The organism is Massilia sp. BAP21, from assembly GCF_057801335.1.
In genome coordinates this window covers 4,134,719-4,145,612 of record NZ_CM173596.1, presented here as the reverse complement: position 1 = coordinate 4,145,612, position 10,894 = coordinate 4,134,719, and the positions used below count along the sequence as shown (strand labels likewise).

13 protein-coding genes are annotated in these 10,894 nt (G+C 68.5%); 7 read left to right on the top strand and 6 right to left on the bottom strand.

The features are described from left to right. Positions 1 to 2: 2 nt before the first annotated feature. Positions 3 to 767 carry a hypothetical protein gene (locus ACWYRN_RS18475; protein ID WP_488689033.1) on the top strand — a complete coding sequence of 255 codons (765 nt, stop codon included), beginning with the start codon at positions 3 to 5 and terminating at the stop codon, positions 765 to 767. Positions 768 to 860: 93 nt separating this feature from the next. On the opposite strand, the gene ACWYRN_RS18470 is transcribed toward ACWYRN_RS18475, so the two are convergent. From ACWYRN_RS18470 to egtD, 4 genes are all read right to left on the bottom strand, one after another. Beyond that, entirely contained in the window at positions 861 to 1,028 is a 168-nt protein-coding gene (locus ACWYRN_RS18470; protein ID WP_488689032.1) for a hypothetical protein, read from the bottom strand. 108 nt (positions 1,029 to 1,136) lie between these two features. Next, complete coding sequence (locus tag ACWYRN_RS18465) at positions 1,137 to 2,078, bottom strand: YihY/virulence factor BrkB family protein (protein ID WP_488689031.1); 942 nt, start codon at positions 2,076 to 2,078, stop codon at positions 1,137 to 1,139. Next, positions 2,075 to 3,307, bottom strand: a complete 1,233-nt coding sequence (gene egtB, locus ACWYRN_RS18460; protein ID WP_488689030.1) for an ergothioneine biosynthesis protein EgtB — start codon at positions 3,305 to 3,307, stop codon at positions 2,075 to 2,077. The genes ACWYRN_RS18465 and egtB overlap by 4 nt, the downstream gene beginning before the upstream one ends. Positions 3,308 to 3,315: 8 nt before the next feature. Continuing rightward, complete coding sequence (gene egtD, locus ACWYRN_RS18455) at positions 3,316 to 4,278, bottom strand: L-histidine N(alpha)-methyltransferase (protein ID WP_488689029.1); 963 nt, start codon at positions 4,276 to 4,278, stop codon at positions 3,316 to 3,318. Positions 4,279 to 4,433: 155 nt separating this feature from the next. Between egtD and ACWYRN_RS18450 the strand changes: the two genes are divergently transcribed. The 6 genes from ACWYRN_RS18450 to ACWYRN_RS18425 all read left to right on the top strand — a co-directional run bounded on the left by ACWYRN_RS18450 (position 4,434) and on the right by ACWYRN_RS18425 (position 8,927). Then, positions 4,434 to 5,318 carry a putative selenate ABC transporter substrate-binding protein gene (locus tag ACWYRN_RS18450; RefSeq protein ID WP_488689028.1) on the top strand — a complete coding sequence of 295 codons (885 nt, stop codon included), beginning with the start codon at positions 4,434 to 4,436 and terminating at the stop codon, positions 5,316 to 5,318. 22 nt (positions 5,319 to 5,340) lie between these two features. After that, positions 5,341 to 6,153, top strand: a complete 813-nt coding sequence (locus ACWYRN_RS18445; protein WP_488689026.1) for a phosphonate ABC transporter ATP-binding protein — start codon at positions 5,341 to 5,343, stop codon at positions 6,151 to 6,153. A gap of 77 nt (positions 6,154 to 6,230) precedes the next feature. Beyond that, positions 6,231 to 7,010 carry a PhnE/PtxC family ABC transporter permease gene (locus tag ACWYRN_RS18440; protein ID WP_488692842.1) on the top strand — a complete coding sequence of 260 codons (780 nt, stop codon included), beginning with the start codon at positions 6,231 to 6,233 and terminating at the stop codon, positions 7,008 to 7,010. Then, a complete protein-coding gene (gene phnE / locus ACWYRN_RS18435; protein WP_488689024.1) occupies positions 7,007 to 7,807 on the top strand; it encodes a phosphonate ABC transporter, permease protein PhnE in 801 nt (266 codons plus the stop codon). Before ACWYRN_RS18440 ends, phnE begins: the two co-directional genes overlap by 4 nt. Positions 7,808 to 7,812: 5 nt before the next feature. Further along, positions 7,813 to 8,457 (top strand): ABC transporter ATP-binding protein, encoded by a 645-nt coding sequence (locus ACWYRN_RS18430; RefSeq protein WP_488689023.1) that lies wholly within the window; start codon positions 7,813 to 7,815, stop codon positions 8,455 to 8,457. 182 nt (positions 8,458 to 8,639) lie between these two features. Beyond that, positions 8,640 to 8,927: a hypothetical protein gene (locus ACWYRN_RS18425; RefSeq protein ID WP_229434978.1), complete on the top strand. Its 288-nt coding sequence runs from the start codon at positions 8,640 to 8,642 to the stop codon at positions 8,925 to 8,927. Between the two features lie 43 nt (positions 8,928 to 8,970). Here the strand turns inward: ACWYRN_RS18425 and ACWYRN_RS18420 are convergent, their stop codons facing one another. Further along, a complete protein-coding gene (locus tag ACWYRN_RS18420) occupies positions 8,971 to 9,729 on the bottom strand; it encodes a hypothetical protein (RefSeq protein WP_488689022.1) in 759 nt (252 codons plus the stop codon). 40 nt (positions 9,730 to 9,769) lie between these two features. Beyond that, positions 9,770 to 10,759, bottom strand: coding sequence for a Ppx/GppA phosphatase family protein (locus ACWYRN_RS18415; RefSeq protein WP_488689021.1), 990 nt, complete (start codon positions 10,757 to 10,759; stop codon positions 9,770 to 9,772). Positions 10,760 to 10,894 lie beyond the last annotated feature (135 nt).

Below are 10,894 nucleotides of genomic sequence, written 5' to 3'. Positions count from 1 at the left end.
AAATGAAACTGATTAAATTCTTGGCTGCATCGAGTGTCCTGAGCCTGGCCGCCTGCGGCGGCGGCGGCGGTGGCGGTGGCGGCACGACCACCCCGCCGGTGGTGACCCCTCCGGCAATCACCCTGGGCCAGCTGCAAGGCTTCTGGAACGGCCCGGTCACCGGCGCCAGCTTCGGCGGCGCCAGCGTCGTGCGCAGCGTGGTCCTGAGCGACGGCGCGGCCTGGCTGTTCCTGCACGATGCGCAGGACAACCTGGTCGGCCTGTCCACCGCCAAGCTGGCCGTCTCGGGCCAGACCTTCTCGGCCAACGGCGCCCGCTACCCGGTGTCGGGCGCCCGCGCCGAGACGGTCACCGTCTCGGGCGGCGCACCGAGCGGCAACGCGTTCGCGGTATCGGTGCGCGGCAACGCCGGCACCAGCTCGCTGGCGCTGACGGCGGACACCCGCTACAGCACCGCCGTGACCCGTGCCGATGCCACCGGCAACTGGCGCTTCACCAAGGCCGGCGGCACCATCGTGGCCAACTGGACCGTCGACGCCAACGGCGTGCTGTCGGGCACCAGCACCCTGGGCTGCAGCTACAACGGCACCGTGGCGCCGCATGGCAGCGTGGCCGTGTTCGACGTCACCCTGACCGAGACCTGCACCGGCAGCACCACCCAGCTGAGCGGCATCGCCAAGCTGAACACCGCCAAGACCTTCCTGACCTTCGGCCTGACGACGGCCGACGGCGGGCTGGCCGAAGCAGTGGTGGCGCAGAAGATTTAATTAATAAGTACAGGGCACGGGCGCTGCGGCGCCCGTGCTTGCAAAAAAAAGCCCGGGTGGAAACACCCGGGCTTTTTTTTGCTAAGTTGAAAATCAGCCGCCAGCGTCCTGCCGGTGGCGCCCGTGCGCCGCCGGGCGGCGCACCGGCGCCGGCTTGCGCAAGCCATGCAAGGCATGCGCAACCAGCACCAGCAGCAACAGCAATGCGGCGAAAGCCAAGACGACCGGCGCCGGCAAACCGAGGAATACGCCCTGATCCATGACATCTCCCGTTCCGTTGAACATGGCCCGGTGTTAGCCGGGCGCAAGAACGAATGTGCCATTTCTATTCCTACTGGAAATTGAGCTACCGCAAAGCCCCGCCCCGGATCACGCCGCCGTCGACAGCGGCTGTGCCCGCTCGGGCTTGCCCTTGCCGACCCGTTCGTACTCGGCGATCACCTGGGCCCCGAACAGCAGCAGCGTGGCGCCGATCTCGAGGCTGAACATGACCACGATGGCGGTCGTCATCGAGCCATATACCACGTTCACCTGGGACAGGGTCGAGAAGTACCAGACCAGGACGTGGCGCGCCAGTTCCCACAGCAGGGCCGCCGTGACCCCGCCGACCAGCGCATGCGAGAGCGACAGCCGGCCCACCGGCATCACCAGGTAGATCGAGGTCAGCACCAGGATCTCGCCGCCCAGGCCCAGTAGATACAGCAGCGCCCCCGACACCCCGCCCAGCGACCAGCTGTAGCCGAGCAGGTCGACGTGTTCCCGCCCCATCACCTGCAGGGTGCCGGCCACCAGGGTCACCAGCATCACGCCGAAGCCCAGCGCCAGGATGTAGCAGTAAGGCAGCACCGCCGACACCAGGAAGTGGCGGCGCCGGATCGCCACGCGGTGGATAAAAATCACGCTCATCGCGTTTTCCAGCACCGTGAAGGCGAAGGAACTGAAGAACAGCATGGTCACGCCCAGCACCCAGGTGATCAGGTCGCGGTTGTCGAGGAAGTTGGCGACCTCGGCCACGATAGAACGCGACTGGCCCGGCACCAGCAATTCCAGGTAGCGGCGCAGGGTTTCCAGCAGCTCGGCCTGGTCGATGAAGTGCGACAGCGCCACCACCACCAGCATCAGGAAGGGCACGATCGAGAGCAGCGCGTAATAGGCCACGGCGCCGGCCAGCAGCAAGCCCTGGTTGGCGCGGAAGCCGCGCAGGCAGCTCAGGGTAAAGGCCAGCGGATGGGAAAGGATATAGGCATTCGCGCGCCGGTTCAGGATGCGGATGCGCGCACGGCGCACCGACTGCCAGCGCAGCCGTATCATCGCGCCAGCCTGATTCCAGTAAATTGCCAGCGCGCTAAGGCCGGGAAGAAGTTGCGGTAGCTGGCGCGCGCATGGCCGCTTGGCGTGGCGCACGACGAGCCGCGCAGCACGTACTGGTTGACCATGAACTTGCCGTTGTATTCGCCAATGGCGCCCGGCGCCGGCGCATAGCCGGGATACGGCGCGTAGCTGCTGCTGGTCCATTGCCAGCAAGCGCCGAACATCTGGCTGAGTCCCGCACCCGGCCCTCTGTTTGCGGCGGCGCCAGGATGGAAGCGCCCCGCCTCGATGCTGGCCTGGCGCGCGGCGAATTCCCATTCGAACTCGGTCGGCAGGCGCGCCCCGCACCAGCGCGCATAGGCATCGGCTTCGTACAGCGACAAATGCGTAGCCGGGCGCGCCGGGTCGAGCGGCAGCAGGCCGTGCAGGGTGAATTCGTGCCAGCGGCCGTCCTCGTCCTGGCGCCAGTAGAAGGGCTGCGCCAGTTCGCCGCCCGCCACCTTGTCCCAGCCCTCGGCCAGCCACAGGCTGGGGTCGCGGTAGCCGCCGGCCTCGATGAAGGCCAGGTATTCGCCGTTGGTTACCAGGCGCGAGGCGAGTTCGAAGGGCGCCAGGTAGGCGCGGTGGCGCGGCAGTTCGTTGTCGAAGCAGAAGCCGCGGCCGTCGAAGCCGAACTCGGCCAGTCCGCCGGCGCAGGCGATCCATTCCATGGGCGCGGGCGGCGCCTCGGCCCCGAGCGGGTCGGCGGCATACGCCGGATAGAGCGGGTTCTGGGCCAGCAGGTGCTTGAGGTCGGTGAGCATCAGCTCCTGGTGCTGCTGCTCGTGCTGCAGGCCGAGCTCGACCAGTTCGGCCAGGCGGGCGTCGCCGGCCCGTTGCCCCAGCAGGCGCGCCATGCGCGCATCGACGTCGCGGCGGTAGGCGCGCACCTCGTCCAGCGACGGCCGCGTGAGCAGGCCCCGGTGCGGGCGCGGATGCTTGGCGCCGACGCCGTTGTAATAGGAATTGAACAGCACCCGGAAGGCGGGGTGGAAAGGCGCGAAGCCCTCTTCCATCGCCTCCAGGATGAAGGTCTCGAAGAACCAGGTGGTGTGCGCCAGGTGCCATTTGATGGGGCTGGCGTCGGGCATGGACTGGGCGCAGCAATCCTCGCTCGAGAGCGGCTCGGCCAGGTGCAGCGAGCGCTGGCGGACGGTGTGAAAATCTTGCGGCATGCGATGGTGCGACATACGAACTTTCAGCCGGCCGCCTGCGCGTGGATCACGGCGAACGGACAGTGGGGATCGGTCCACACCCGGGTTGCCTCGAAGCCGGCCGTTTCCAGCAGGCTAATGGCATCGGCCTGGCGGTACTTGTAGCTGTTCTCGGTATGGATGCGCTCGCCCGCCGCGAAATCGCGCCCGCCGCCCGGCCAGCGCACGCGCTGCGCCGTCTTCGCTTCGAGGTGCATCTCGACCCGGCCCATGGCCTCGTTGTAGAAGCCGACGTGGCGCCAGCCGCGGATGTCGAAGTCGGCCCCGAGCAGGGTGTTCACATGGCGCAGCACGTTCAGGTTGAAGGCGGCGGTCACGCCCAGGGCGTCGTCGTAGGCGGCGTCCATGACGGCCTTGTCCTTGACCAGGTCGATGCCGATCAGCAGGCCGCCGTCGGGCCCGCAGTTGCGGCGCAGGCGGCGCAGGAAAGCGCGCGCTTCCGGCGGCGTGAAATTGCCCAGCGACGAGCCGGGATAAAAGAACAGGCGCTTCTCGGCGCGCACATTGCTCGGGAGTTCGAGGCCGCTGGAAAAGTCCAGGCCCAGCGCCTCCATCGCGATGTGCGGGAAGCGCTGGCGCAGGCGGTTCAGGGCGTCGTGCAGGAATTCGGTGGAAATGTCGATCGCCACGTACTGGCTCGGGCGCAGCAGCGGAAACAGCGAGGCCGCCTTGGCGCAGTTGCCGGCGCCAAGGTCGACCAGGGTGCTGCCGAGGCCGGCCACGCGCGCCATCTCGGCGCCATGGCGTGCGAAGATCGCCGCTTCGGTGCGGGTCGGATAATATTCCGGCAATTCGCAGATGGCCTCGAACAGCTTGGAGCCGAGCGCGTCGTACAGGAATTTCGGCGAAATCGTGGCGTGCCGGGCGCCCAGGCCGTCGTACAGCTCGGCGGGAACGTGGGCATTGGCCAGGGTTTCGGGCGTGTCGGTCGTGCAGGAGGTCATCATAAGGTTTATCATTCGTGCCGCCGAAGCGCCGGATGCGCCCTGGCCTGGGGATGTTGCCCTTTTTGCTATCATAGCCCGAAGCGCCGAATCTCCGCGTCCGCCTGCCGCGCAAGCGTGCGGACGGCCGTCATCCGTACCCAACCAATAAGAAAGCCATGTCCATGTCGCCCATCTCTGCCATCAAATCGCTGCTCGCAGCCTCCGTCGCCGTCTCCTTCGCGTTCGCCGCTCCCGGCGCCGCGGCCCAGAACACGCCCGGCGTGCTGAAAGTGTCGGCCATTCCCGACGAAGCGCCAACCGAACTGCAGCGCAAGTTCAAGCCGCTGGGCGACTACCTGGCCAAGGCCACCGGCCTGAAGGTCGAGTTCACCCCGGTGACCGACTACGCCGCCTCGGTCGAGGGCCTGGTCAACAAGAAGCTCGACATGGTCTGGTTCGGCGGCTTCACCTTCGTGCAGGCCAACGTGCGCAGCAAGGGCCAGATCACGCCGCTGGTGCAGCGTGCCGAAGACGAGAAATTCCGCTCGGTCTTCGTCACCACCCAGCCCGGCATCAACAAGCTGGAAGACCTGAAGGGCAAGACCCTGTCGTTCGGCTCGGAATCCTCGACCTCGGGCCACCTGATGCCGCGTTCCTTCCTGCTCGGCGCGAAGATCAACCCGGACACCGACCTGAAGCGCATCTCGTTCTCGGGCGCGCACGACGCCACCGTCGCCGCGGTTGCCGGCGGCAAGGTCGATGCCGGCGCGCTCAACATCTCGGTCTGGGAAAAGCTGGTCGAAGCGAACAAGGTCGACCCGAAAGTCGTGCGCGTGTTCTACACCACGCCCGGCTACTACGACTACAACTGGTCGGTGCGTTCGGACATGAACCCGGCGCTGCAAAAGAAAATCCGCGACGCCTTCCTGGCCCTGGACGATTCCACGCCTGAAGGCAAGCAGATCCTGGACCTGCAGCGCGCCACCAAGTTCATCGCTACCAAGCCGGAGAACTACAAGGCGATCGAAGCAGCCGCGCGCAATGCCGGCCTGCTGAAGTAATCTGCCGTACGGGATCTTGCCGATGTCCTTCACGCTCGAGCAACTCACGGTGCGCCACCTGACCGGCAGCCGCGCGCCCGCGCTGCAGGCGCTCGACCTGGCCATTGCGCCGGGCGAGCAGCTGGCGCTGATCGGGCCGTCGGGCGCCGGCAAGACCACCCTGCTGTCCACCCTGGCGCTGGCCCACCAGCCGGCCGAGGGCGGCTTCCGCGCCTTTGGCCAGGACCCGTGGGCCCTGCCGCAGCGCGCGCGCCATGCCTTGCGTGCGCGCCTGTTCCTGGCGCCGCAGACGCCGCCGCTGCCGCCGCGCCAGCGCGTGGTCACCGCGGTGCTCGCCGCGCGCCTGCCGCAGTGGAGCCTGGGCCAGGCCCTGGCCTCGCTGTTCAGGCCGGCCGATCCGGATGCCGCCCACGATGCCCTGGCGCGCTTCGGCCTGGGCGACAAGCTGTACGCGCGCGTCGACCGCCTGTCCGGCGGCGAGCGCCAGCGCTGCAGCCTGGCGCGCCTGCTGCTGTCGAACGCCGAAGCGTTTCTGGTCGACGAGCCGATCTCGGCGCTCGACCCGGCGCTGGCCCAGCTCACGCTCGCCACCCTGCAGGGCGAGGCGGCGGCGCGCAAGGCCACGCTGGTGTGCAGCCTGCACCAGGTGGAGATGGCGCGCGCCCATTTCGCGCGCATCGTCGGCCTGCGCGCCGGGCGCATCGTATTCGATTTGCCGCGCGAGCAGGTGAGCGACGAGATGATCGCCGCCCTCTACGCCAACGAAACGCCGGCGCCGCCCGCACACCACCTGCACGAGACGCCCGAACGCATCGCGGTCGGCGCCTGCTTCTGATTCCTGGAATCCGATACGTGCCGTCTCAGATTTCGTCATCCCCTCTGCATCCCGACCCGGCCTGGCGTGGCCGCCTGATGGCCTGCGGCCTGGGCCTGGTGCTGCTGTGGCCGATGCTGGTCTACAGCGAATTCAAGCCCTGGATCTTGTTCGACCTGCAAAGCCTGGCCGCGGCCGGCAGCTTCCTGTCGGACTTCCTGCATCCCGCCCACTCCGCCGAATTCCTGGCGATGGTGCTGCGCGAAACCTGGATCACGGTGGCGATCGCCACCTGCGGCCTGTTCCTGGCCCTGCTCGGCGCGATTCCCGCCACCCTGCTGGTGAGCGAGCGCCTGTCGGTGTCGCTGCTGGGCACCGGCCGCATGCGCCGCACCAGCGCGCTGCTGCGCCAGGCGGTGCGCTGGGTGCTGGTGCTCCTGCGCAGCGTACCGGAACTGGTCTGGGCCCTGCTGTTCGTGCGCGTGGTGGGCCTGGGCCCGACCGCCGGCGTGCTGGCGATCGCCCTCACCTATTGCGGCATGCTGGCCAAGGTGTACGCCGAAATCCTCGAGTCGAGCGATGCCCACGCCAGCGACAGCCTGCTCGCCAACGGCAGCGGGCGCCTGGCGGCCCTGCTGTACGGCGCCCTGCCTGAGGCCGCGGCCGAACTCGTTTCCTACACCGTCTACCGCTGGGAATGCGCGATCCGCGGCTCGGCCATCATGGGCTTTGTCGGCGCCGGCGGCCTGGGCCAGCGCATGGATGAATCGACCAAGATGATGGCCGGCGGCGAAGTCGCCACCATGCTGCTGATGTTCGTGCTGCTGGTGGCCGCCGCCGACCTGGTGTCCACGCTGCTGCGCCGGAGGCTGGGATGAGCGAAGCGCGCCAGATGCCACCTTCGCCGCCACCCCGCTCCTGGAGCACGCCGCTGCTGTTGCTGGCGCTGGCCGCGCTGGTGGTCGCCAGCTTCGCCACGCTACGGCTCGACCTCGCCGCCTTCTTCACGCCCGACGCCGCCGGCACCATGGCCGAGTTCCTGGCCGGCTTCGCGCCGCCGGAAACGGCCACGCCCTTCCTGATGAAGACCCTGGACGCGGCCATCGAGACCCTGTCGATGTCGGCCCTCGGCACCCTGCTGGCCGTGGCCGCCGGCCTGGTGCTGGCGCTGCCGGCGTCCGGCCGCTGGGGCGCGGCCCCGCGCGGCGCCGTGCGCCTGGTGCTGAACGTGTTGCGCTCGATCCCTGAACTGGTGTGGGCGGCGCTGCTGCTGGTTGCCGCCGGCCTGGGGCCGTTCGCCGGCACCCTGGCGCTGGCGGCGCACACCGCCGGCGTGCTCGGGCGCCTGTTCGCCGACGCCCTGGAAAACGCGGCGCCGCTGCCGGAAGCGACGCTGCGCACGAATGGCGCCGGCGCGCTGGCCGCCTTCTTCTACGCGACCCTGCCCCAGACCCTGCCCCAGATGCTGTCCTACACCCTGTACCGCTGGGAGAACAATATCCGCGCCGCCGCCGTGCTGGGCGTGGTCGGCGCCGGCGGCCTGGGGCAGATGCTGAAGTACCACCTGTCGCTGTTCCAGATGCCGAGCGCGGCCACCGTCATCCTTGCCATGCTGCTGCTGGTGGCCCTGGTCGATGCGATCAGTTTCGCGCTGCGGCGCACCCTTACCCGGTAGATACCATGCTCGAACTGCGCGACCTCACCAAGACCTATGGCGGACGCACCGTCCTGGCTAGTCTGTCGCACCGTTTCGAATCCGGGCAGTTCATCGCCATCATGGGCGAATCGGGCGTGGGCAAGTCGACCCTGCTGAACCTGATCGCGGGACTCGATGCGCCGGACAGCGGCGAGGTGCTGGTCGACGGCCAGCCGATGGCGGCGCTCGACGACGATGCCGCCACCCGCCTGCGGCGCACGCGCATGGGCTTCATCTTCCAGGCCTTCCATGTGCTGCCGCACCTGACGCTGCGCCAGAACGTGGCGCTGCCGCTGCTGCTGAACCGCGATTCGAGCGTGCGTGCCGACGACATGCTGGCGGCGGTGGGACTGGGAGGGCGCGGAGGCGACTTCCCGCGCCAGCTCTCGGGCGGCGAACTGCAGCGGGTGGCGATCGCGCGCGCCCTGGTGCACCGGCCCGCCCTGCTGCTGGCCGACGAGCCGACCGGGAATCTCGACCCGGAGACGGCCGAAGGCATCCTGCGCCTGCTGCGCAGCGAAATCAAGGCGACCGGCGCCGGCGCCATCATGGTCACCCACTCGCACGCCGCCGCCGAGATGGCGGACCAGGTCTTGCTGCTGACCCGTTCCGGGCTGCAAGCCGCCTGAGCCTTTGTTCGCAAGTTCCTGGCAGAAAGAACGATGATGCCGCACGTTACGTGCGAAAAGTGCGTCGTACTGCGCAGGGGCGTAGTAATATCACAACGACCCGCACGCATAAGCTAACACAACATCGGGCGCATCCAAGACGGTCCTGTCCCCTCAACCAGATTCAGTATTTGGAGGAGTACATGAACGTACGCCAAAAAAAACAGGAAATGCTGGCCGCGATGCACCGCGCGCGCGCCCTCGAGCCGTCGAGCTTCGTCCCCAACAAGCTGCTCGACACCCTCATCGAAAAGCTGCATCTGAAGAATGACGCCGAACTGTGCCGGGTGCTGGAAGTCCAGCCCCCGATCATCAGCAAGATCCGCCACCGCAAGCTGAATGTCGGCGCCACGATCCTGCTGCGCATGCACGAAAAGTCGAACATTCCGATCCGCGAACTGAAGGAGCTGACCAGCGCTTCCATCCACTAGCGGAAGAGAGTAAGGCAGCTAGCAAGCCAGCCAGTGAGCATGCTTACTGGCTGGGCGGGCGTCCGGTCTTCAGCTGGGGCAGGCCGTCGAGCACCTGGCGCAGGGTCGCCATATCCAGGCGGCCGACCAGCGCCACGCCGATGCGCAGCAGCTCGCTCTTCTTGACCTCGAAGCCGGCCTTCAGGCAAGCCTGCTTGACGTCGGCCAGCACCCCGTATTCCTGCTCGGGCATGGTGAAGCTGTCGCGCACCAGCGCAGGACGCGCCGATTCGGCGGCCGGCGCCTGCACGTTGCGTACGCTGGCCTTGCCGCCTGCCTTGACCAGGGCCTTGGCCGCGGTCTTGGCCGCCGTGGCGGGCGCAGCGGCAGTACTGCGGGCGGCACTGCGGGCGGGCGCCCTGGTGGCCGGTTTTGCAGCCGATTTTACGGCCAGCGTTGCAGCTGGTTTTGCGACTGCCTTTGCCTTGGCGGGTGCGGACGCCTTGTCGGCGGGCTTGGCGGGCGCCTTCGCCGTCACGCTCTTGCCAGCCTTAGGTGCCAGCTTGACTGCTTTCGCCTGCGCCTTGTCGGCGGCTTTCGGCGCCGCCCTGGTGCTGCGCTTTGCCGGCTCGGGGGCTGCGGCCTTCGGTACGGCCTTGGCTTCGCCTTTGGTTTTTCTCGCGCCGGCCTTGGCCACCGCCACGTCGGCTGCAGCCGCCTTCAGCGCCTTGGCGGTTTTCGGCGCCGGCTTGGCCGCCGCGCCCTGTTTTGTTCGTGCCGACGGCCTGGATTCAGCCGCGTCGGGAACCGGTTTTCTGCTCATTGGGTATTCCACTGCTTAACAAGGTAAACAATATAGTCGATCACACGCATTCCCGGTAGGGTGTCCTGCCGGGTGCTTCTCCCTCGCAGCGCGCGTGCAGCATGCGGATCACGCCCGCGCGAAGTCCCGCCTGCACCGGCGCCACCTCGTCGATGCCGAGTTCCTCGACCAGCGCCACCAGCATCGCCAGCGCGCCGGCCACCTGCGCCGCCCGCCCTCCCTGTGGCCACTGCGCCGCCACGCGCGCCAGGCCGCCGTCCTCGATCGCCGCCCGGCGCAGCGCGTACAGGCGTCCGGCATCGAGGCTGGGCGCCGGTCCCAGCAGGGCGTCGGCCAGTTCCGCCAGCGCACGCACGCTGCCCGAGGCGCCATGGGCGCGCCGCCAGCCGCGCATGCCGGGCGCCGCGCCGGCGTCGGCGAAGCGGCTGCGCGACGATTCCAGCGCCGCATCGAAGGCGCCGGGATCGATGCCGTCGCCGAAAAAGGTCAGGCCATGGCGCAGCGCGCCTACGCCGAACGAATAGACGCGCTCGATGCGCTCGCCCTGCCCCAGCACCAGCTCGGTCGAGCCGCTGCCGATGTCGAGGACCAGGCGCCGCTGGCCGGCATCTTCCTGCGCGCCTTCCAGCCCGCTCCCCAGCGCCGTCGCCACGCCGAGGTAGACCAGGCGCCCTTCTTCCTCGGGGCCGATGACGTCGACCGGATGACCGATTGCGGCCGCCGCCGCCGGCACGAAGGCCGCTGCGTTGCGCGCCCTGCGCAGCGCGGCGGTGGCCACCACGCGCACCGCACGCGGCGCCCACAGCGCCAGCACGGCGCGAAAGCGCTCCAGGCAATCGAGGGCGCGGCGCATGGCGTCGGCGCCGATGCTGCCGCCGGCCTCGAGTTCGGCGCCGAGGCGCACCGGTTCGCTGAGGGTGGCCACCACGCGCACCCGGCCCGCCTCGACACTGGCCACGTGCAGGCGGAAGCTGTCCGAGCCGAGTTCCACGGCGGCGTACAGGGGCACTGCGGCAGGCGGATTGGTCATCGGGGGCGTGTTAACAAGTAAGCACGCAGTATGACGGGGGTTTGTGACGGGGAGATGACGGAGGAAGCGGCGTTTGTGACAGCGTCGGGAATGCGTGCGTGCAGATTCCGGCATGTGCCAACGAACGCGTGGGTC

Bases quoted from the DNA above. Each gene is read 5' to 3' on its own strand.
- ACWYRN_RS18475 (WP_488689033.1), top strand. From the start codon at position 3: ATGAAACTGATTAAATTCTTGGCTGCATCGAGTGTCCTGAGCCTGGCC.
- ACWYRN_RS18470 (WP_488689032.1), bottom strand. From the start codon at position 1,028: ATGGATCAGGGCGTATTCCTCGGTTTGCCGGCGCCGGTCGTCTTGGCT.
- ACWYRN_RS18465 (WP_488689031.1), bottom strand. From the start codon at position 2,078: ATGATACGGCTGCGCTGGCAGTCGGTGCGCCGTGCGCGCATCCGCATC.
- egtB (WP_488689030.1), bottom strand. From the start codon at position 3,307: ATGTCGCACCATCGCATGCCGCAAGATTTTCACACCGTCCGCCAGCGC.
- egtD (WP_488689029.1), bottom strand. From the start codon at position 4,278: ATGATGACCTCCTGCACGACCGACACGCCCGAAACCCTGGCCAATGCC.
- ACWYRN_RS18450 (WP_488689028.1), top strand. From the start codon at position 4,434: ATGTCCATGTCGCCCATCTCTGCCATCAAATCGCTGCTCGCAGCCTCC.
- ACWYRN_RS18445 (WP_488689026.1), top strand. From the start codon at position 5,341: ATGTCCTTCACGCTCGAGCAACTCACGGTGCGCCACCTGACCGGCAGC.
- ACWYRN_RS18440 (WP_488692842.1), top strand. From the start codon at position 6,231: ATGGCCTGCGGCCTGGGCCTGGTGCTGCTGTGGCCGATGCTGGTCTAC.
- phnE (WP_488689024.1), top strand. From the start codon at position 7,007: ATGAGCGAAGCGCGCCAGATGCCACCTTCGCCGCCACCCCGCTCCTGG.
- ACWYRN_RS18430 (WP_488689023.1), top strand. From the start codon at position 7,813: ATGCTCGAACTGCGCGACCTCACCAAGACCTATGGCGGACGCACCGTC.
- ACWYRN_RS18425 (WP_229434978.1), top strand. From the start codon at position 8,640: ATGAACGTACGCCAAAAAAAACAGGAAATGCTGGCCGCGATGCACCGC.
- ACWYRN_RS18420 (WP_488689022.1), bottom strand. From the start codon at position 9,729: ATGAGCAGAAAACCGGTTCCCGACGCGGCTGAATCCAGGCCGTCGGCA.
- ACWYRN_RS18415 (WP_488689021.1), bottom strand. From the start codon at position 10,759: ATGACCAATCCGCCTGCCGCAGTGCCCCTGTACGCCGCCGTGGAACTC.